Annotated in this window: 20 protein-coding genes; 19 read left to right on the forward strand and 1 reads right to left on the reverse strand. The window is 65.2% G+C overall.

The annotated features are described in order from the left end of the window. The coding region (locus ACFC4D_RS46235) for a hypothetical protein (protein WP_376073285.1) at positions 1-242 on the reverse strand (242 nt) is incomplete at its 3' end. 297 nt (positions 243-539) lie between these two features. On the opposite strand from ACFC4D_RS46235, the gene rpmE reads away from it, so the two are divergent. The 19 genes from rpmE to murA all read left to right on the forward strand — a co-directional run bounded on the left by rpmE (position 540) and on the right by murA (position 16,870). Continuing rightward, positions 540-767 (forward strand): 50S ribosomal protein L31, encoded by a 228-nt coding sequence (gene rpmE / locus ACFC4D_RS46240; protein ID WP_375963698.1) that lies wholly within the window; start codon positions 540-542, stop codon positions 765-767. Positions 768-897: 130 nt separating this feature from the next. Beyond that, positions 898-1,977, forward strand: a complete 1,080-nt coding sequence (gene prfA, locus ACFC4D_RS46245; protein ID WP_364646461.1) for a peptide chain release factor 1 — start codon at positions 898-900, stop codon at positions 1,975-1,977. Between the two features lie 92 nt (positions 1,978-2,069). Beyond that, a complete protein-coding gene (gene prmC / locus ACFC4D_RS46250; RefSeq protein WP_376073288.1) occupies positions 2,070-2,945 on the forward strand; it encodes a peptide chain release factor N(5)-glutamine methyltransferase in 876 nt (291 codons plus the stop codon). A gap of 121 nt (positions 2,946-3,066) precedes the next feature. Beyond that, positions 3,067-3,732, forward strand: a complete 666-nt coding sequence (locus tag ACFC4D_RS46255; RefSeq protein ID WP_364646466.1) for an L-threonylcarbamoyladenylate synthase — start codon at positions 3,067-3,069, stop codon at positions 3,730-3,732. A gap of 11 nt (positions 3,733-3,743) precedes the next feature. Continuing rightward, positions 3,744-4,937, forward strand: coding sequence for an MraY family glycosyltransferase (locus tag ACFC4D_RS46260; protein ID WP_364646470.1), 1,194 nt, complete (start codon positions 3,744-3,746; stop codon positions 4,935-4,937). A gap of 11 nt (positions 4,938-4,948) precedes the next feature. Beyond that, on the forward strand, positions 4,949-5,377 hold the full coding sequence (locus ACFC4D_RS46265) for a hypothetical protein (RefSeq protein WP_364646473.1): 429 nt from the start codon (positions 4,949-4,951) through the stop codon (positions 5,375-5,377). A 269-nt stretch (positions 5,378-5,646) separates the two neighbouring features. Then, positions 5,647-6,495, forward strand: coding sequence for a F0F1 ATP synthase subunit A (gene atpB / locus ACFC4D_RS46270; protein ID WP_364646476.1), 849 nt, complete (start codon positions 5,647-5,649; stop codon positions 6,493-6,495). Between the two features lie 71 nt (positions 6,496-6,566). After that, positions 6,567-6,812, forward strand: a complete 246-nt coding sequence (locus ACFC4D_RS46275; protein ID WP_067562316.1) for an ATP synthase F0 subunit C — start codon at positions 6,567-6,569, stop codon at positions 6,810-6,812. A gap of 26 nt (positions 6,813-6,838) precedes the next feature. Further along, positions 6,839-7,390 (forward strand): F0F1 ATP synthase subunit B, encoded by a 552-nt coding sequence (locus ACFC4D_RS46280; protein ID WP_364646480.1) that lies wholly within the window; start codon positions 6,839-6,841, stop codon positions 7,388-7,390. A gap of 19 nt (positions 7,391-7,409) precedes the next feature. Next, positions 7,410-8,222, forward strand: a complete 813-nt coding sequence (locus ACFC4D_RS46285; RefSeq protein ID WP_376073291.1) for a F0F1 ATP synthase subunit delta — start codon at positions 7,410-7,412, stop codon at positions 8,220-8,222. 88 nt (positions 8,223-8,310) lie between these two features. Next, complete coding sequence (gene atpA / locus ACFC4D_RS46290) at positions 8,311-9,951, forward strand: F0F1 ATP synthase subunit alpha (protein WP_364646486.1); 1,641 nt, start codon at positions 8,311-8,313, stop codon at positions 9,949-9,951. Between the two features lie 58 nt (positions 9,952-10,009). Next, positions 10,010-10,978, forward strand: a complete 969-nt coding sequence (locus tag ACFC4D_RS46295; RefSeq protein ID WP_364646489.1) for a F0F1 ATP synthase subunit gamma — start codon at positions 10,010-10,012, stop codon at positions 10,976-10,978. 16 nt (positions 10,979-10,994) lie between these two features. Further along, entirely contained in the window at positions 10,995-12,437 is a 1,443-nt protein-coding gene (gene atpD / locus ACFC4D_RS46300) for a F0F1 ATP synthase subunit beta (protein WP_067702204.1), read from the forward strand. Between the two features lie 6 nt (positions 12,438-12,443). Beyond that, entirely contained in the window at positions 12,444-12,821 is a 378-nt protein-coding gene (locus tag ACFC4D_RS46305; RefSeq protein ID WP_364646492.1) for a F0F1 ATP synthase subunit epsilon, read from the forward strand. Positions 12,822-13,079: 258 nt separating this feature from the next. Further along, entirely contained in the window at positions 13,080-13,685 is a 606-nt protein-coding gene (locus ACFC4D_RS46310) for an MspA family porin (RefSeq protein ID WP_375963710.1), read from the forward strand. 29 nt (positions 13,686-13,714) lie between these two features. Further along, positions 13,715-14,407, forward strand: coding sequence for an MspA family porin (locus ACFC4D_RS46315; RefSeq protein ID WP_375963712.1), 693 nt, complete (start codon positions 13,715-13,717; stop codon positions 14,405-14,407). Positions 14,408-14,559: 152 nt separating this feature from the next. Further along, positions 14,560-14,991 (forward strand): DUF2550 domain-containing protein, encoded by a 432-nt coding sequence (locus ACFC4D_RS46320; protein ID WP_376073294.1) that lies wholly within the window; start codon positions 14,560-14,562, stop codon positions 14,989-14,991. Positions 14,992-15,003: 12 nt separating this feature from the next. After that, positions 15,004-15,597 (forward strand): cob(I)yrinic acid a,c-diamide adenosyltransferase, encoded by a 594-nt coding sequence (locus ACFC4D_RS46325; protein ID WP_376073297.1) that lies wholly within the window; start codon positions 15,004-15,006, stop codon positions 15,595-15,597. A 10-nt stretch (positions 15,598-15,607) separates the two neighbouring features. Further along, a complete protein-coding gene (gene murA, locus ACFC4D_RS46330; RefSeq protein ID WP_375963716.1) occupies positions 15,608-16,870 on the forward strand; it encodes a UDP-N-acetylglucosamine 1-carboxyvinyltransferase in 1,263 nt (420 codons plus the stop codon). The last annotated feature ends 457 nt before the right edge of the window (positions 16,871-17,327 follow it).

Consider the following 17,327-nt stretch of genomic DNA (forward strand, 5'->3'; position numbering starts at 1 on the left):
TTGCCGGGGGCTCGGGCTATAAGGCCGGATCTCTGGGTCGGGGTCACGACGCCGGACGAATCCGGCGTCGTGACCGCCGTGTAGGTGAGCGTGCCGTCCCCGTGCGGCGGGGTAGGGGCCAGGGTCTGGTTTCCCGCCGCGCGACCGGACTCGTCCGGAACGGCACACCACCCCGCGATCACGATCAGGGTCAGCGCTCCCAGGACCACCCCTGCGGCGATCTCCGCATCCTTCCTGGTCACAGCTGCCCTTCCCGTAGTCGCGAGGCTTTCACCTGCGATTACTTTATGAACATCAGTGTTCGTATTCACGAGTAGCGAACTACTCGTTCTTCAGCCTCGCTCGAGGACCGCGAACTCGCGTGCCCACAGTTTCTTGGGGGTACACGAAACCGACCCATCGGTTGGTTCACTGCCCGCTCGGATCGGCCCGGAATTTTTCGGGCCCGGGCATTGTCTATACTTTCCGTTTGGCAACCATGCCTAGTCGGTTCCGGTTCACGCCTCGCGAGGCGACCCGGCGCCATTCGAAAGGACACCATGAAGGCAGGAATTCACCCCACGTACGTCGATACGACGGTCGTGTGCGGCTGCGGCAACACCTTCCAGACCAAGAGCACCAAGGAGTCCGGCCAGATCTCGGTCGAAGTTTGCTCCCAGTGCCACCCGTTCTACACGGGCAAGCAGAAGATCCTGGACACCGGTGGCCGCGTGGCTCGCTTCGAGGCTCGCTACGGCAAGCGTACGAAGGCCAGCGAAGCCAACTAGCTACTCTGACGACGCCCGTCCTGTGCACAAAGCAGGGCGGGCGTCGCGGTGTTTCCAGGGTCGGCCGCGGACAGCAGCGGAAAGACCCGCAAACTATCTGTGAGCACGACCGACCCGAGGAGCAACCGCGATGGCTGACAAGACAGCCCCCAACGCGATCGACGACATTCTGGCCGAATACGGCGCGCTGGAAGCCCAGCTGGCCGATCCGGACCTGCACAACAATCCGGGCGCGGCGCGCCGGGTCGGCAAGCGCTTCGCCGAACTCGGCCCGATCATGGCCGCCTACAACAAACTCACCACCACGCGTGACGATCTGGCGGCGGCCGAAGAACTCGCCGCCGACGATTCCTCCTTCGCCGCCGAAATCCCGGGATTGCGCGCGCAGGTCGAGGAATTGGAGAAGACGCTCACCGATCTGCTCGCCCCGCGCGATCCGCACGACGCGGATGACGTTGTGCTGGAAGTGAAATCGGGTGAAGGCGGCGAGGAATCCGCGCTCTTCGCCTCCGATCTGGCGCGCATGTACATCCGGTACGCCGAACGGCACGGGTGGAAGGTCGAGGTGCTCGACGCCAACATCACCGATATGGGTGGCTACAAAGAGGCGACCATCTCCATCAAGGCCAAGGAGCCGTCCCTGGACGGCGTCTGGTCCAAGCTGAAATTCGAGGGCGGCGTGCACCGCGTACAGCGCGTCCCCGTCACCGAATCGCAGGGCCGCATCCACACCTCGGCCGCCGGTGTCCTGGTGTACCCCGAGCCCGACGAGGTGGAGGAGGTGCAGATCGACGATAAGGATCTGCGCGTCGACGTGTACCGCTCCTCCGGTAAGGGTGGACAGGGCGTCAACACCACCGACTCCGCCGTCCGCATCACCCACCTACCCACCGGCATCGTCGTGACCTGCCAGAACGAGCGTTCACAGCTGCAGAACAAGATGCGTGCCATGCAGGTGCTCGCCGCCCGGTTGCAGGCGCTGGCCGAGGAGCAGGCCGATCAGGAAGCCGCCGCGGGCCGCGCCTCGCAGATTCGCACCGTCGACCGCTCCGAGCGCATCCGCACCTACAACTTCCCCGAGAACCGGATCGCCGATCACCGCATCGGCTTCAAGGCGCACAACCTCGATTCGGTGCTCGACGGCAATCTGGAAGACCTCTTCCAGGCCCTCGGCGAGGCCGACCGCGCCGCCCGCCTCGCCGCCGAATAAATCGTCAGCTAACCGAATCCTGCCGGTCGGAACGGCTTTCGTGGGAATATGAATCGCTCGTCGGGACCGTCCACCGGAGAGGTCGGCACATCATGAACCGCGCGCCGTTGCGCCCAGCGATCCGCGAGGCCGCGGAAGTGTTGGCGGCCGCCGGGGTGCACAGCCCCGGCACCGACGCGGAATTGCTCGCGGCACACGTGCTGGGCGTGGACCGCATGCGCCTGGCCCTGGTGCCGATGGTCACCGCCGACCAGCTGGAGGAATTCCGCAAACTGGTGGCCCGTCGCGCCGAACGTGTTCCGCTGCAACACCTTACGGGTACGGCGGCGATGGGGGAGATCGATCTCGCGGTGGGGCCGGGCGTGTTCATCCCCCGTCCGGAGACCGAGTTGCTCTTCGCCTGGGCCCTGGCTCAATTGGAAGCGGTCGGGCACGAACACCAGCCGATCGTGGTGGATCTCTGCACGGGTTCGGGTGCGCTCGCGCTGGCGATCGCGCATGCCCGCCCCGATGTCCAGGTGCACGCGGTGGAACTCGACTCCGAGGCCATCGCCTGGGCGCGCCGCAATGCCCTGCAACTCGCGGACGAGGGCGACACCCCCATCGATCTGCACGCCGCCGATGTCACCGATCCGGCGCTGCTCACCCAACTCACCGGCACGGTCGATATCGTCGTGTCCAACCCGCCGTATATCCCCGCGGCCGCCGAACTGGATCCCGAAGTCGCGGACCACGATCCACACCGCGCCCTCTTCGGCGGCCCCGACGGCCTGGATGTCATCCGCCCCATGGTTCCGAATATCGCGCGACTGCTGCGCCCCGGCGGTGCGGTGGCCATCGAACACGATGACACCAACGGTTCCGGAGTGGCGGCGCTGCTCACCGCCGCCGGGTTCACCGCGGTCGTCGAACACCCCGATCTCGCGGGCAAACCCCGCTTCGTGGTCGCCCGGTTCGCCGCCGAATAGGCGGCGGCGCGCACCGTCATCGGCGGACTTTCCGTCCGGGCGGTCGTGGAATTCGAGTCCGCGCCGCCCGCGACCCACCGCGACGAATGACTCTCGAGGTATCCGTGCCAAGATGTTGCGCGTGAGTACCGTCTACGACTGTGCCGATTCCGATTCGCGGGCCGCTGGTTTGATCGCGGCCCGGAGTGCGCTGAAATCGGGACGGCTGGCAGTGATTCCGACCGACACCCTCTACGGCCTGGCCGCCGACGCCTTCGACAGCCAGGCTGTCAGCGCGCTGCTGGCCGCCAAGCGGCGTGGCCGGGATATGCCGGTGCCGGTGCTCGTCGGATCGTGGAACACGATCGACGGCTTGGTGTTCTCGGTCCGCCCGCAGGCGCGCGAACTCATCCGCGCGTTCTGGCCCGGTGGCCTGAGTCTCGTTGTGCAGCAAGCCCCTTCGCTCGCCTGGGACCTGGGGGACACCCGGGGCACGGTGATGCTGCGGATGCCGTTGCATCCGGTCGCGCTCGAGGTGCTGCGTGAGGTCGGCCCGCTCGCGGTGTCGAGTGCGAACGTGTCCGGGCAGCCGCCCGCCAAGACCGCCGCGGAGGCCAAGGCGCAGCTGGGCGATCTGGTCGGGGTGTACCTCGACGGCGGTCCCGCCGATCACGCGATCGCCTCCACCATCGTGGATCTGACGTCCGATGCCCCGCGCATTCTGCGCGAGGGCGCCGTCCCGACCGAGAAGGTGGCGGAGGTCCTCGGCATGTCGCCGGAGGAGCTGCTGTCCCCAGGCGAGCGGTGACGGCCCGATAAATGCTGTTGAGTCAGGGCGTTTTCAGCCAGGGCGCGGTCGTCCCGCTGCGGGAGCTGCTGCTGGTGCTGTTCGTCGCGTCGGTGGTGACCTTTCTCTGCACCGGCGGAATCCGGGTGGGGGCCATTGCCTTCGGCGCCGTGGCGGTACCGCGTGAGCGCGATGTCCATGTGAAGCCGATTCCCCGCATGGGCGGGCTCGGCATCTATCTGGGTGTCATCGGCGCGGTGCTGTTCGCGCATCAGCTGCCCGCGTTGCGCCGCGGCTTCGACTATCCGAAGGACATTCCGGCGGTGCTCGCGGCGGGCACGCTGATCGTGCTGGTCGGAATCATCGACGACCGCTGGGGTTTGGACGCGCTCACCAAATTCGTCGGTCAGGTGACCGCGGCCGGGGTGATGGCGGTGATGGGCCTGTCCTGGGTGGCCATCTACAACCCCTTCACCAATGAGACCGTGGTGCTGGATCCGCTGCAGGGCGGTCTGGTGACGGTCGGCATCACGGTGACGCTCATCAATGCCATGAATTTCGTCGACGGTCTGGACGGTTTGGCCGCGGGTCTGGGTTTCATCGCCTCGGTCGCGGTTTTCGTGTTCAGCGTCGGCCTGCTCTACGAAGTCGGCGGTTCGACCGATACCTATCCGCCCGCGCTGCTGGCCGCCGCGCTTGCCGGTGGTTGTCTGGGATTTCTGCCGCACAATTTTCAACCGGCCCGAATATTCATGGGCGACACCGGCTCCATGCTCATCGGATTGATGCTGGCCGCGGTGTCGACGGGTGCGTCGGGCCGAATTCCGCTGCAGGGTTACGGCCCGCGCGACATCGTGGGTCTGTTGTCGCCGCTGTTGCTGGTGGGCGCGGTGATGTTCATTCCGGTACTCGATCTTGTTTTGGCGATCGTGCGCCGAGTTCGCGCGGGTGTGAGTTTCTCCACTCCCGACAAAATGCATCTGCATCACCGTTTGCTGCAGATCGGGCATTCGCATCGCCGCGTCGTGCTGTTGATCTACTTGTGGGTGAGCGTGCTCGCTTTCGGCGCGGTCGGCACGTCATTGATGGATCGGCGCGTGGTGGTGCTGCTGTTCGCGGCGGGCCTGGTGTTCGCGCTGATCGTGACCTCGGTGCCGTCCTGGCGCGAGCTCACCGCGCGTGCGGGACGCAAACCACCGCGCGGCCCGGACGCGACCGCCCGGTAGAGTTTGCTGACGTGAGCACGCCTTCCACCCCCGATCCCGACGCCCCGCTGCGGGCGGCCCTGCGCTACGGCCTGATGGGTTTGGCTGTGCTGGTGGTGGTTTCGGCAATTCTGTCGTCGATCATCGCCGGTGTGCCCGGCCTCTGGGGCGCACTGATCGGTTCGGCCATCGGCGGCGGATTCATTCTGACGACCGCCGCCTCGGTGCTCTTCAGCGCGAAGATCGAATCCGGTTTGCAGGGCATCGTGATCCTGGGCAGCTGGGTCGGAAAGCTGGTGCTGGCGCTCGTCGTCGTCGCGATTCTTCGCAAATTCGACTTCTACAGCCCGACCGCGCTGTTCCTGACCGTGGTCGGCGCGCTCCTGATCGTGCTCGGCGCGGAGACGTATGGCCTTCTGCGGCAACGGGTTCCGACGGTTCAGACCGAACGAGAGCTGTAACCGCGGCGCAGTTCACCGGCTGTTTATGCCACCCCCTACACGTTGTCGTAGATAACTTGATAAACTCTTTACTTGTAGCCGACCGAAGCACAAGGGGGGGTCACCTGAGACCCGCCTGAGAGCAGGTTATGCTTACTGCCGTACCGGACCCTTCGGGTCTTGGTTCTGCACCGTCGACGATGTCGCCGACGCGCGTACAGACGCCCGGGCGCAAGCCCCTCAGCTGCTGACGAACTTCGAGCCGACCTGAGTCGACCACCAGATCGTCAATGTCCGATCGAACCGCAGGCAAACCATTGCCTGCGGCCCGACCACGGGAGAGAACGCTGAGCGTCACCATTTTGGCGGGCGAGTTCCACGCGCCGTCGCTTAACGACTTCTTCCCTCCAGCAGTGCTGTTCGAGGGGACGCCTTTCGAGCTCGACCGTTTGATGCTCATTCGCATCATCATGGCGGCCGTTCTTGTGATCGTGATGCTCGCGGCTTTCCGTCGTCCGCAGCTGGTTCCGCGCGGTCTGCAGAATGTCGCCGAATCCGGTCTGGTGTTCGTCAAGGAACAGATCTGCGATGAGGTCCTGGGCAAGGAATCCGGTAAGAAGTTCTTCCCGCTTATCGCGTCGATCTTCTTCACCGTCCTGTTCCTGAACATCTCCGGTGTCATTCCGGGCCTGAACATCTCATCCAATGCGCGCATCGGCATGCCGCTGGTGCTGGCCGTCGTCGCCTACGTCACCTTCAACTACGTGGGCATCAAGAAGTACGGCTTCCTGAAATACATGCGCTCGAGCATCGTCGTGCCGAATGTGCCGCCCGCGCTGCACATCCTGCTGATCCCGATCGAGTTCCTCTCGACCTTCGTGCTCCGCCCGTTCACGCTCACCGTTCGTCTTCTGGCGAATATGCTGGCCGGCCACATCATGCTGGTGCTGTTCTTCAGCGCCACCCAGTTCTTCCTGTTCGATGCCGTCTCCTGGATGAAGGTGTTCTCGCCGTTCTCGCTGCTCGCGGGCTTCGGCTTCACACTCTTCGAACTCCTGGTGGTCTTCCTGCAGGCGTACGTGTTCGCACTGTTGACCGCTGTGTACATCGGTCTTGCGCAGCACGCCGACTCTCACTGACCGACCGCACTACCAAAACCTGCCTTACACGCCGCCCGGCGGGTGGGCGACAGAAAGGGAATGGAACACACATGAGCACCCTCTCGTACCTGGCTGCTGAAGTTGCCGAGTCCAAGTCCAAGGGCTTCGGCGCCATCGGTTACGGCCTCGCTGCGATCGGCCCCGGCATCGGTGTAGGCATCGTGGTCGGTAAGGCCATCGAGGGCATCGCCCGTCAGCCCGAGCTGCAGGGCACCATCCGGACCACCATGTTCCTGGGTATCGCGTTCACCGAGGCCCTGGCGCTGATCGGTCTCGTCGCCGGCTTCATTTTCTGATTCCGGCATAAGACTAGGAATCAACGATGAACAGCATTTATTTGCTCGCGGCCGAGGAGGATATCAACCCCCTCGTCCCGAAGACCTATGACATTGTCTGGTCCGCGATCGTCTTCATCGTTATCGCCTTTGTCTTCGCCAAGTACGTCGTCCCGCGCCTGACCAAGGTGCTGGACGAGCGCACGGAGAAGATCGAGGGCGGTATCGCCAAGGCGGAGGCCGTGCAGGCCGAGGCCCAGGCCACCCTGCAGCAGTACCAGGAGCAGCTGGCCGAGGCTCGCCTCGAGGCCGCGCGCATTCGTGAGGAAGCGCGCACTCAGGGCCAGACCATCCTGGCGCAGTTGCGTGCCGACGCGCAGGCCGAGGCCGACCGCATCGTGGCTTCGGGCCACACCCAGCTGGAAGCCCAGCGCCTGCAGATCGTGACCGAACTGCGTTCCGAGCTCGGCCGCACCGCGGTCGATCTGGCCGAGAAGATCATCGGTCAGTCGGTGGCCGACGAGGCCAAGCAGGCCGCGTCGATCGACCGGTTCCTCGCGGAGCTGGATGCGAACGCCGGCATCGGGGTCGGAAGGTAACGAACCGAAAGTGGGAAGCATGTACGCAGCGAGCCGTGAGGCGAGCTCCCGTGCGCGGGAAGCTCTTCGGGCCGCTCTGACCGGAAGCGACACCGTCGCGGCCACGACGGGCTCCGAACTGTTCGCCGTTGTCGCCGTCCTCGACGACCAGCGCTCGCTGCGTGTGGCGCTCGCGGATAAGTCGGTGTCCAGCTCGGCCCGCGCCGAACTGGCCGAACGCCTCTTCGGCGGCAAGGTCAGTGGAGCCACCCAGACGGTGCTGACCACCGCGGTGGCGCAGGACTGGTCCCGCGCCCGCGACCTGGTCGACAGCCTGGTGCTGCTCGGCAACGAAGCGCTGTTGCGTGCCGCGGAAGACCGCGGCCGTCTCGGCGCCGTTGAGGACGAGCTGTTCCGGCTGGGCCGGATCGTCGAAGACAACCCCGCGCTGGAGCAGGCGCTGACCGATCACGGCAAGCCGCCCGCGGCCAAGCGTGAACTGGTGCAGCGCTTGCTCGCGGACAAGGTCGAGGAGATCACCCTCGAACTGGTCCAGCAGGCGGTCGCCCGCAGCAAGAAGGGCGATATCGGCGAGGCCTTCGACCACCTGTCCGACCTGGCCGCGTCGCTCCGGGATCAGATCGTGGCGCATGTGCGCTCCGCGTCGGCCCTGACGACGCAGCAGCGTGAGCACCTGGCGGCCTCGCTGCAGCGCATCTACGACAAGCCCGTCACGGTGCACGTGCAGGAAGACCCGAGCCTGCTGGCCGGTGTCGTCGTGCGCGTGGGCGACGACCTGATCGACGGCAGCGCCGTCGGCCGACTGCAGCGCTTGCGACAGTCTCTCGCGTGAGACCACCGGCTTCGGCCGGTAGTCCGCAGAGACGCGAAAAGCGCACCAACACACCGACATTCGAGACCACAGCGAGAGCAGGAAGAACATGGCGGAGCTGACGATCTCCCCCGATGAGATCCGTAGCGCGATCGAGAGCTACACCCAGAGCTACACCCCGGAAACCTCCATCGAGGAAGTGGGCGTCGTCACCGACACCGGCGACGGCATCGCCCACATCAGCGGCCTCCCCGGCGCGATGGCGAACGAGCTGCTGGAATTCCCCGGCGGCGTGCTCGGCGTCGCGCTGAACCTGGAGGACACCGAAATCGGTGCCGTCGTCCTGGGTGAGTTCGACACCATCGAGGAGGGCCAGCAGGTCCGCCGTACCGGCGACGTGCTCTCGGTCCCGGTGGGCGACAACTTCCTGGGCCGCGTGGTGAACCCGCTGGGCGCCCCCATCGACGGCCTGGGCGAGATCGAGTCCGACGAGCGTCGCGTCCTCGAACTGCAGGCCGCCACCGTGCTGGAGCGCCAGCCCGTCGGTGAGCCCCTGGCCACCGGCATCACCGCGATCGACGCCCTGACCGCCATCGGCCGCGGCCAGCGTCAGCTCGTCATCGGTGACCGCAAGACCGGTAAGACCGCGGTCTGCATCGACGCGATCATCAACCAGAAGGCCAACTGGGCCACCGGCGATCCGACCAAGCAGGTGCGCTGCATCTACGTCGCGATCGGCCAGAAGGGTTCCACCATCGCGGGCGTCAAGGCCGCGCTGGAGGCCCACGGTGCGATGGAGTACACCACCATCGTCGCGGCCCCCGCTTCTGACTCCGCCGGCTTCAAATGGCTTGCGCCGTACACCGGTTCGGCCATCGGCCAGCACTGGATGTACCAGGGCAAGCACGTCCTGATCGTGTTCGACGACCTGTCCAAGCAGGCCGAGGCGTACCGCGCCATCTCGCTGCTGCTGCGCCGCCCGCCGGGCCGCGAGGCGTACCCGGGTGACGTGTTCTACCTGCACTCCCGTCTGCTGGAGCGTTGCGCGAAGCTGTCCGATGAGCTCGGTGCCGGTTCCATGACCGCGCTGCCGATCATCGAGACCAAGGCCAACGACGTGTCGGCGTTCATCCCGACCAACGTCATCTCCATCACCGACGGCCAGGTCTTCCTGGAGTCGGACCTGTTCAACAAGGGTGTCCGCCCGGCCATCAACGTCGGTATCTCGGTATCCCGCGTCGGTGGCGCCGCGCAGACCAAGGCCATGAAGCAGGTCGCCGGTTCGCTGCGTCTGGAGCTCGCCTCCTACCGTGAGCTGGAAGCCTTCTCCGCGTTCGCCTCCGATCTGGATGCCGCCTCGCTGGCGCAGCTGGAGCGTGGCGCGCGCTGGGTCGAGCTGCTCAAGCAGGACCAGTACGCCCCGGTTTCGGTTGAGGATCAGGTTGTTTCGCTGTTCCTGGTCGACGCCGGCTACTACGACTCGGTGCCGGTCGGCGATGTGCGCCGCTTCAACTCCGAGCTGCTGGAGAACCTGCACGCCACCGTGCAGCCTTCCTTCGATGCCCTGCAGGGCGGCGCGAAGAAGCTCGAGGGCGAGACCGCCGATTCGTTCAAGACCGCGACCGACAAGTTCAAGCAGGGCTTCCTTGCTTCGGACGGCAGCCGCGTCGTGAACGAGGCCGAGGCCGGCAAGCTCGATCACGAAGAGGTCGAGTCGCTTTCCGTCACTCGCAAGCACGTCGAGAAGTAAGAACGGCGAAGCTGATGCGACTGTCTGACTCGAGGAATGAAGGGAGTGTGAACCGCTAATGCCAAGCGTGCGCGAACTGCGCTCCCGAATTCGTTCCGTGAGCTCGATCAAGAAGATCACCAAAGCGCAAGAGCTGATCGCGACCTCGCGAATCAGCAAGGCGCAGGCCCGGGTCGCGGCGGCCAAGCCGTACGCGGAGGAGATCACCAAGGTGCTTGCCGAATTGGCAAGCGCCAGTGGGAATCTCACCCACCCGCTGCTCACCGAGCGGCCGAACGCGCGCCGTGCCGCGGTACTGGTGATCACCAGTGACCGCGGTATGTGCGGTGGCTACAACTCCAACGTGCTCAAGCGCACCGAGGAGCTGCTGACCACGCTGCGGTCCGAGGGCAAAGAGCCGGTGCTGTACGTCATGGGCGCCAAGGGCCTGACGTTCTACACCTTCCGTAAGCGTGATGTGAACGGCGCGTGGACCGGCTTCTCGCAGTCGCCGAACTATGTGGACGCCTCCGCGGCGTGCAACCACCTGGTCGAGGCGTTCATGGCGGGCGCCGACGGCGAAGTGGCCGCACCCAACGGCGAAGGCACCATGGCCGGCGTCGATGAGCTGCACATCGTCTACACGCGTTTCGTGTCGATGCTGTCGCAGGTCCCCGAGGTCCGTCGCCTGGCTCCCATTCAGGTGAGCTACGTCGACGAGAACTTCGATCTGGGTGAGGACAGCTTCTCCGACGGGAACTCCGAGCCCACGGCTCAGTACGAGTTCGAGCCGGATGCGGACGTCCTGCTGGGCGCGCTGCTGCCGAAGTACATCAACACTCGGATTTATTCGTCGCTGCTCGACGCGGCGGCATCGGAGTCGGCTGCGCGCCGCACCGCGATGAAGGCGGCCACCGATAACGCTACGGATCTGGTGAATTCACTGACCCGTACCGCGAATTCGCTGCGCCAGGCCGGAATCACGCAGGAAATCACGGAAATCGTCGGTGGCGCCAACGCGCTGGCGTCGAGCTCGGACCGCGACTAGACACGGAAGAGAACCAATGACCGCAGCTGTCACTAAAGAAACCCGGGTGGGCGCTGGCACCGGCCGCGTCTCCCGTGTCATCGGCCCCGTCGTGGACGTCGAGTTCCCGCGCGGCTCCATCCCCGAGCTGTACAACGCGCTGAACGTCGACATCGCGCTCGCGTCCGTTGCGAAGACCCTGACCCTCGAGGTCGCACAGCACCTGGGCGACAACATCGTTCGCACCATCTCCATGCAGCCGACCGACGGTCTGGTGCGTGGGGTCGAGGTGCGCGACACCGGTAAGCCGATCTCGGTTCCGGTCGGCGATGTCGTCAAGGGCCACGTCTTCAACGCGCTGGGCGACTGCCTGGACACCCCCGGCCTGGGCCGCGACGGCGAGCAGTGGGGCATCCACCGCCAGCCGCCCGCCTTCGACCAGCTCGAGGGTAAGACCGAGATCCTGGAAACGGGCGTCAAGGTCATCGACCTCCTCACCCCGTACGTGAAGGGTGGCAAGATCGGTCTGTTCGGTGGCGCCGGTGTCGGCAAGACCGTTCTGATCCAGGAGATGATCACCCGTATCGCTCGCGAGTTCTCCGGCACCTCGGTGTTCGCGGGCGTCGGTGAGCGCACCCGTGAGGGCACCGACCTCCACCTGGAAATGGAAGAGATGGGCGTCCTTCAGGACACCGCCCTCGTCTTCGGCCAGATGGACGAGCCGCCGGGCACGCGTATGCGCGTCGCCCTGTCGGCCCTGACCATGGCGGAGTACTTCCGCGATGTGCAGAACCAGGACGTGTTGCTCTTCATCGACAACATCTTCCGGTTCACCCAGGCCGGCTCCGAGGTCTCGACCCTGCTGGGTCGTATGCCCTCGGCCGTGGGCTACCAGCCCACCCTGGCGGACGAGATGGGTCAGCTCCAGGAGCGGATCACCTCGACCCGTGGTCGCTCGATCACCTCGATGCAGGCGATCTACGTCCCCGCCGACGACTACACCGACCCGGCGCCGGCGACCACCTTCGCCCACCTGGACGCGACGACCGAGCTTTCCCGCCCGATCTCGCAGAAGGGCATCTACCCGGCCGTCGACCCGCTGACCTCGACCTCTCGTATCCTCGAGGCGTCGATTGTCGGCGACCGTCACTTCCAGGTGGCCAACGAGGTCAAGCGGATCCTGCAGAAGTACAAGGAACTGCAGGACATCATCGCCATCCTCGGCATGGACGAGCTCTCCGAAGGCGACAAGGTCCTCGTCGGCCGTGCGCGTCGTCTGGAGAAGTTCCTGGGTCAGAACTTCATCGTCGCCGAGAAGTTCACCGGCCAGGAAGGTTCCGTCGTTCCGCTGGAGCAGACGATCGACGACTTCGATCGCGTCTGCAAGGGCGAGTTCGATCACCTGCCCGAGCAGGCGTTCAACTCCTGCGGTGGCCTGGACGACGTCGAGGCGGCCGCGAAGAAGATCGCCGGGAAGTAGTCCACCATGGCGGATATGTCAGTTGATCTGGTCGCCGTAGAGCGACTGCTGTGGTCGGGGCGGGCGAAGTTCGTCTCCGCCCAGACCACGGAGGGCGAGATCGGCATCCTGGCCGGCCACGAACCGCTGCTCGGTCAGCTGGTCGAAGCCGGCACGGTGACCATCGTGTCCGACAGCGATGAGCGCATCGTCGCGGCCGTGCACGGCGGATTCTTCTCGGTGACCGCCACTTCGGTGCGCGTCCTCGCCGAATCCGCTGATTTCGCAGGCGATATCGACGAGGCGGCCGCCAAGGCCGTGCTCGCCGACGCCGATGCGAGCGCGGATGCGCAGGCCAAGGCCCAGGGCCGCCTGCGCGCGCTGGAGAAGGCCGCACAGGGCTGATCCGAGTTTCCATTCGGCAAAAGAGCGGCGGCTCTGGGAAATATCCCAGGGCCGCCGCTCTTTTCGTTTACACTCAGCACCGGCCGCGGAGGTGATCTGACCCATTCCGCAATGCCTCGGCTATTTCAGCACTTTCAGCTTTACCTCAAATGAGTTGGCGCAGCGCGGTCTCGCCCGGGTATGAGCGGGTGTGGCCGCGCCTCGATGAGCGAGGGGTGAATGAACGGGCTTCGAATCAGCAGGTGGACCATCGCGGCAATGGCTGTCGCGGTAGGCATCGGTTTCTTTTCACCGGGGGCGGCGAACGCGGACGTCATCGTCCCGCTGCCCAACGGGCATATCGAGGGACCGGGCGTGAAAATCACGAGTGTCGGTGAGCGAGCGGTCATTTCGCCGTCGCTGGCGTCCAACGGCGCGGGCCGCACCTCATGGGTGAGCGGCAATGTGATCGCCGATGTGGAGACGCCCGACGGTGAGGTGGGCCCCAATAACGGCCCCAGGAATTTTCCGGGTACGAATAATTCCGGTACACACGGTTCCTCCAACCTGACTGTGGGATATGTGGTCGGCTGTCAGGTTTCACTCGGTGCGCTGAGCGCGAATGCGGCGGTGACGATCAGCACCACCCCGACGCTCGCCGCCGGATTCAGTTTTCCGCTGTCACCCGGACAGGTGGTGTGGCTGGCGATCAACAACATCGAATTGATCAAGAGCGGTAGTTATCAGATTCAGTATCAGGATCTGCCGATGGAGGTGCAGGGCTGCGCGGGATACGCCCAGGCGCGCCAGTTCTCGGTCGTCGAGATCATCGGCGTGGACTACGCCAAGGTCACCCTCTACGGCCAGCCGTTCAGCCTCGGCTGACGTCTCGCACTCCGACGCGAAAGGATCGCATGTTCGGCTCGAATCGAAATCCATTGAGCGGCAAGCTTTTCGGGGTCGCGCTGGCCGCGGCGGTGCTGTTCGGGCTGCACGCGCCGGGCACGGCGGCGGCCGACACCTTCATTCCGCTGCCCGGCGGGGTGATCTCGCGGACACTGGCGGACGGCACCGTCGTCACGCTCCGCATCGACAATGAATCGGCCAAGATCAATCCATCCATGGGCGATACGCCGGTGCATCGCAATGTGTGGGTCAGCGGACGCGGCAGCATCGATCTGGTCGGGCCGAGCGCCTCCGAGGCCACCATCAAGATCTCGCCCGGTTACGTCGTCGGCTGTCAGGTGGACATCAGTCAGTTCTCGCCGAGCGAGAATGCCAGCGAATCCGCCACATTGGGTTCGGGCGGGCTGACCAACCTCCAGCCCTCGGAAGCGCTCGGCGGCGGGATCACGGTCGCTCCGGGCCAGGCGGTGGCGCAATTGCTGCTGGATCTGGAGAAGCCCGACGACTACGGCCAGGAATCGCATAAGCGCTACAACAAGGTCCCGGGTCCGCACGCCAGCGTCTCCTGGGTCGACGAGACCTTCGCGGTGAACGGTTGCGGCGGGTATGCCCAAGCCCGTTCCTTCCTGCTCGCCGAGATCGACACCACCACCTTCATCGGCAACCTGGCGCTGTGGGGCGAGCCCTTCAGCATGGGTTGATCGATAGGTGAGCTGAACAGGGCATACGTCACATTCGGTGGATGGTGGAACCTCGTGTTCACACGGTCGCTACTATCGACCGAACACGGGGTCCCGCCGATGGCGGGTGTGTGAATCGACAGCCGAGGCTGATGTGAAGGGACGGAGCAACATTGCGGACCGGGATGGTGGTTCTGATCATTCTGGTGCTGTTGCTTGTCGGATTGGCCCTGGCTTCCACATATCGCCTGATCATGCTGCGTCGCGGCGGAACCGCAGCGCTGCTGCGGGTGCTCCCGGCGCGCGGTCACGGCGGCGGCTGGCGGCACGGATTGATCCGCTACGGCGAGGACACGCTCGTCTTCTACAAGCTCTCCAGCCTCAAACTGGGCCCGGACTCCACGATTCGCCGCCTCGGCATCGAGGTCGGCACCGGTCGCCGCGCGCCCGAGGGTGACGAGTTCGACATCATGAACGACGAGGCCATCGTCGAGGTCTCCGACGAGAGCGGTAGCTACGAGCTGGCTTTGGACCGCGGCGCGCTCGCGGCCTTCCTGTCCTGGGTGGAGTCCCGCCCGTCGGAGCGCATTCGCCGCCGGCGGTAATAGTGTGAACGCGTGAGTGTGCATCTGACGCGGATCTATACCCGGACCGGAGACGACGGGACCACCGGGCTCAGCGATTTCTCGCGGGTGGCCAAGACCGATCCCCGGCTCATCGCCTACGCCGACTGTGACGAGGCCAATGCCGCGCTCGGCGTCGCCATCGCGCTCGGGAATCCCGATGAGCGCATCCGCCGGGTGCTGCTCGCCATCCAGAACGATCTGTTCGACGCGGGCGCGGATCTGTCCACCCCCGTTGTCGAAGATCCCAAATATCCGCCGCTGCGCATCACGCAGCCGTACATCGACCGCTTGGAGAAGTGGTGCGATGAGTTCAATGAGCCTCTGGCAGCACTGAATTCGTTCATTCTGCCCGGCGGCACGCCGCTCGCCGCGCTGTTGCACGTGGCGCGCACGGTTGCGCGACGCGCCGAGCGTTCCGCCTGGGCCGCGGTCGACGCGCATCCGGATGACACCAGCGTGCTGCCCGCGAAATACCTGAACCGACTGTCCGACCTGCTGTTCATTCTCGGTCGCGCGGCCAACCCCGAAGGCGACATCCTCTGGCGGCCGGGCGGAGAGGCCACGGGGGAGGGACAGGACCACTAGGCTGACCGTCGTGAGTGAACGGTTTCTGGTGACCGGGGGCAGCAGGCTCGTCGGTGAGGTCGCGGTAGGCGGCGCGAAGAACAGCGTCCTCAAGCTGATGGCCGCCGCGCTGCTGGCCGAGGGTACGACCACCATCACGAACTGCCCGGACATCCTGGATGTCCCGCTGATGGCGGACGTGCTGCGCGGTCTCGGCTGTGATGTCACGGTCGACGGCGGGACGGTCACCATCGTGACCCCGCCGGAACCCAAGTACCACGCGGACTTTCCCGCCGTGACCCAGTTCCGCGCCTCGGTGTGCGTACTGGGTCCGCTGATGGCGCGCTGTAAGCGCGCGGTGGTCGCGCTGCCCGGCGGTGACGCCATCGGTTCGCGCCCGCTCGATATGCATCAGCAGGGTCTACGCCTACTCGGCGCGACCAGCGAGATCGAACACGGCTGCCTGGTGGCGCGCGCCGACGAATTGCAGGGCGCGCGGATTCGCCTGGACTTCCCGTCCGTCGGCGCGACCGAGAACATCCTCATGGCGGCGGTGCTCGCCGAGGGGGAGACGGTCATCGACAATGCCGCGCGCGAACCCGAGATCGTGGACCTGTGCAACATGCTGGCGCGCATGGGAGCTCGGGTCGCGGGTGCGGGCACCTCGGTATTGACCATCGAGGGCGTGGACAAGCTGTCCCCGACCACCCACCGCGTGATCGGTGACCGCATCGTCGCCGCCACCTGGGGTATCGCCGCGGCGATGACGCAGGGCGATGTGCGCGTGACGGGGATCAATCCCAAGCATCTGTCCCTCGTGCTGGACAAGCTGCGCTCCGCGGGTGCGCGAATCTCGTTCGAGCCGGACGGTTTCCGCGTCGTGCAGTCGGATCGTCCGCGCGCGGTGAACTTCTCGACGCTGCCGTTCCCGGGTTTCCCGACCGATCTGCAGCCGATGGCCATCGGCCTGGCCGCCATCGCGGACGGCACCTCGATGATCACCGAGAACATCTTCGAAGCGCGTTTCCGCTTCGTGGAGGAGATGATTCGCCTCGGTGCCGATGCCCGGACCGACGGTCATCACGCTGTGGTGCGCGGGATTCCTCGGTTGTCGAGCGCTCCGGTCTGGTCTTCGGACATTCGCGCAGGCGCGGGCCTGGTGCTCGCGGGTCTGGTCGCGGACGGCGTCACCGAAGTCCACGATGTCTTCCACATCGACAGGGGCTACCCGGATTTCGTGGAGAACCTGCGCTCGCTCGGAGCCGAGATCGAGCGGGTCGGCACCGCCGAATGAACGGCCGGTGACGGGAAGGGTTCGCGAAAACCCCTCCTGAACAGCCGATTTGACATGCGAATGACCAACACGTAACTTTATTCGAGTCAGAGCGACACGGACACCAACCCGGACCGAGAGGTCAGGGAAACGAGGTTGGACGGCGAGCGCCTGACTGATCACATTGGCTCCTCCGAACAGCGGATTTGGTTCTGCTGCGCGGGTCGAGCTAAGCTTTGAAAGCAGCCGCAGAGATCAACCGGGACAAAGAGCCCGCGAGATTCTGCGTGCGTGTGTTCTTTGAGAACTCAATAGTGTGTCGATGAATGTCAGTGCCAATAATTTATTGGTTCCGGCCTTTCACACCCCCGTGTGAGGAGGTTGGACATTTAGTCAGCAAATACTTTTGCTGGCGTTTGATTTTGCCAAGGTTTTCGGACTCTGGTTAATTCTTCCAATTACTGTCTTCGGACAGGGA

Origin of the sequence: Nocardia sp. NPDC056000, assembly GCF_042269265.1 — a bacterium.
Classification (GTDB): Bacteria; Actinomycetota; Actinomycetes; order Mycobacteriales; family Mycobacteriaceae; genus Nocardia.

Excerpts from the sequence above, each read along its gene's own strand:
- rpmE (WP_375963698.1), top strand. The coding sequence starts at position 540 with ATGAAGGCAGGAATTCACCCCACGTACGTCGATACGACGGTCGTGTGC.
- prfA (WP_364646461.1), top strand. The coding sequence starts at position 898 with ATGGCTGACAAGACAGCCCCCAACGCGATCGACGACATTCTGGCCGAA.
- prmC (WP_376073288.1), top strand. The coding sequence starts at position 2,070 with ATGAACCGCGCGCCGTTGCGCCCAGCGATCCGCGAGGCCGCGGAAGTG.
- ACFC4D_RS46260 (WP_364646470.1), top strand. The coding sequence starts at position 3,744 with ATGCTGTTGAGTCAGGGCGTTTTCAGCCAGGGCGCGGTCGTCCCGCTG.
- atpB (WP_364646476.1), top strand. The coding sequence starts at position 5,647 with ATGTCCGATCGAACCGCAGGCAAACCATTGCCTGCGGCCCGACCACGG.
- ACFC4D_RS46275 (WP_067562316.1), top strand. The coding sequence starts at position 6,567 with ATGAGCACCCTCTCGTACCTGGCTGCTGAAGTTGCCGAGTCCAAGTCC.
- ACFC4D_RS46280 (WP_364646480.1), top strand. The coding sequence starts at position 6,839 with ATGAACAGCATTTATTTGCTCGCGGCCGAGGAGGATATCAACCCCCTC.
- ACFC4D_RS46285 (WP_376073291.1), top strand. The coding sequence starts at position 7,410 with ATGTACGCAGCGAGCCGTGAGGCGAGCTCCCGTGCGCGGGAAGCTCTT.
- atpA (WP_364646486.1), top strand. The coding sequence starts at position 8,311 with ATGGCGGAGCTGACGATCTCCCCCGATGAGATCCGTAGCGCGATCGAG.
- ACFC4D_RS46295 (WP_364646489.1), top strand. The coding sequence starts at position 10,010 with ATGCCAAGCGTGCGCGAACTGCGCTCCCGAATTCGTTCCGTGAGCTCG.
- atpD (WP_067702204.1), top strand. The coding sequence starts at position 10,995 with ATGACCGCAGCTGTCACTAAAGAAACCCGGGTGGGCGCTGGCACCGGC.
- ACFC4D_RS46305 (WP_364646492.1), top strand. The coding sequence starts at position 12,444 with ATGGCGGATATGTCAGTTGATCTGGTCGCCGTAGAGCGACTGCTGTGG.
- ACFC4D_RS46310 (WP_375963710.1), top strand. The coding sequence starts at position 13,080 with ATGGCTGTCGCGGTAGGCATCGGTTTCTTTTCACCGGGGGCGGCGAAC.
- ACFC4D_RS46315 (WP_375963712.1), top strand. The coding sequence starts at position 13,715 with ATGTTCGGCTCGAATCGAAATCCATTGAGCGGCAAGCTTTTCGGGGTC.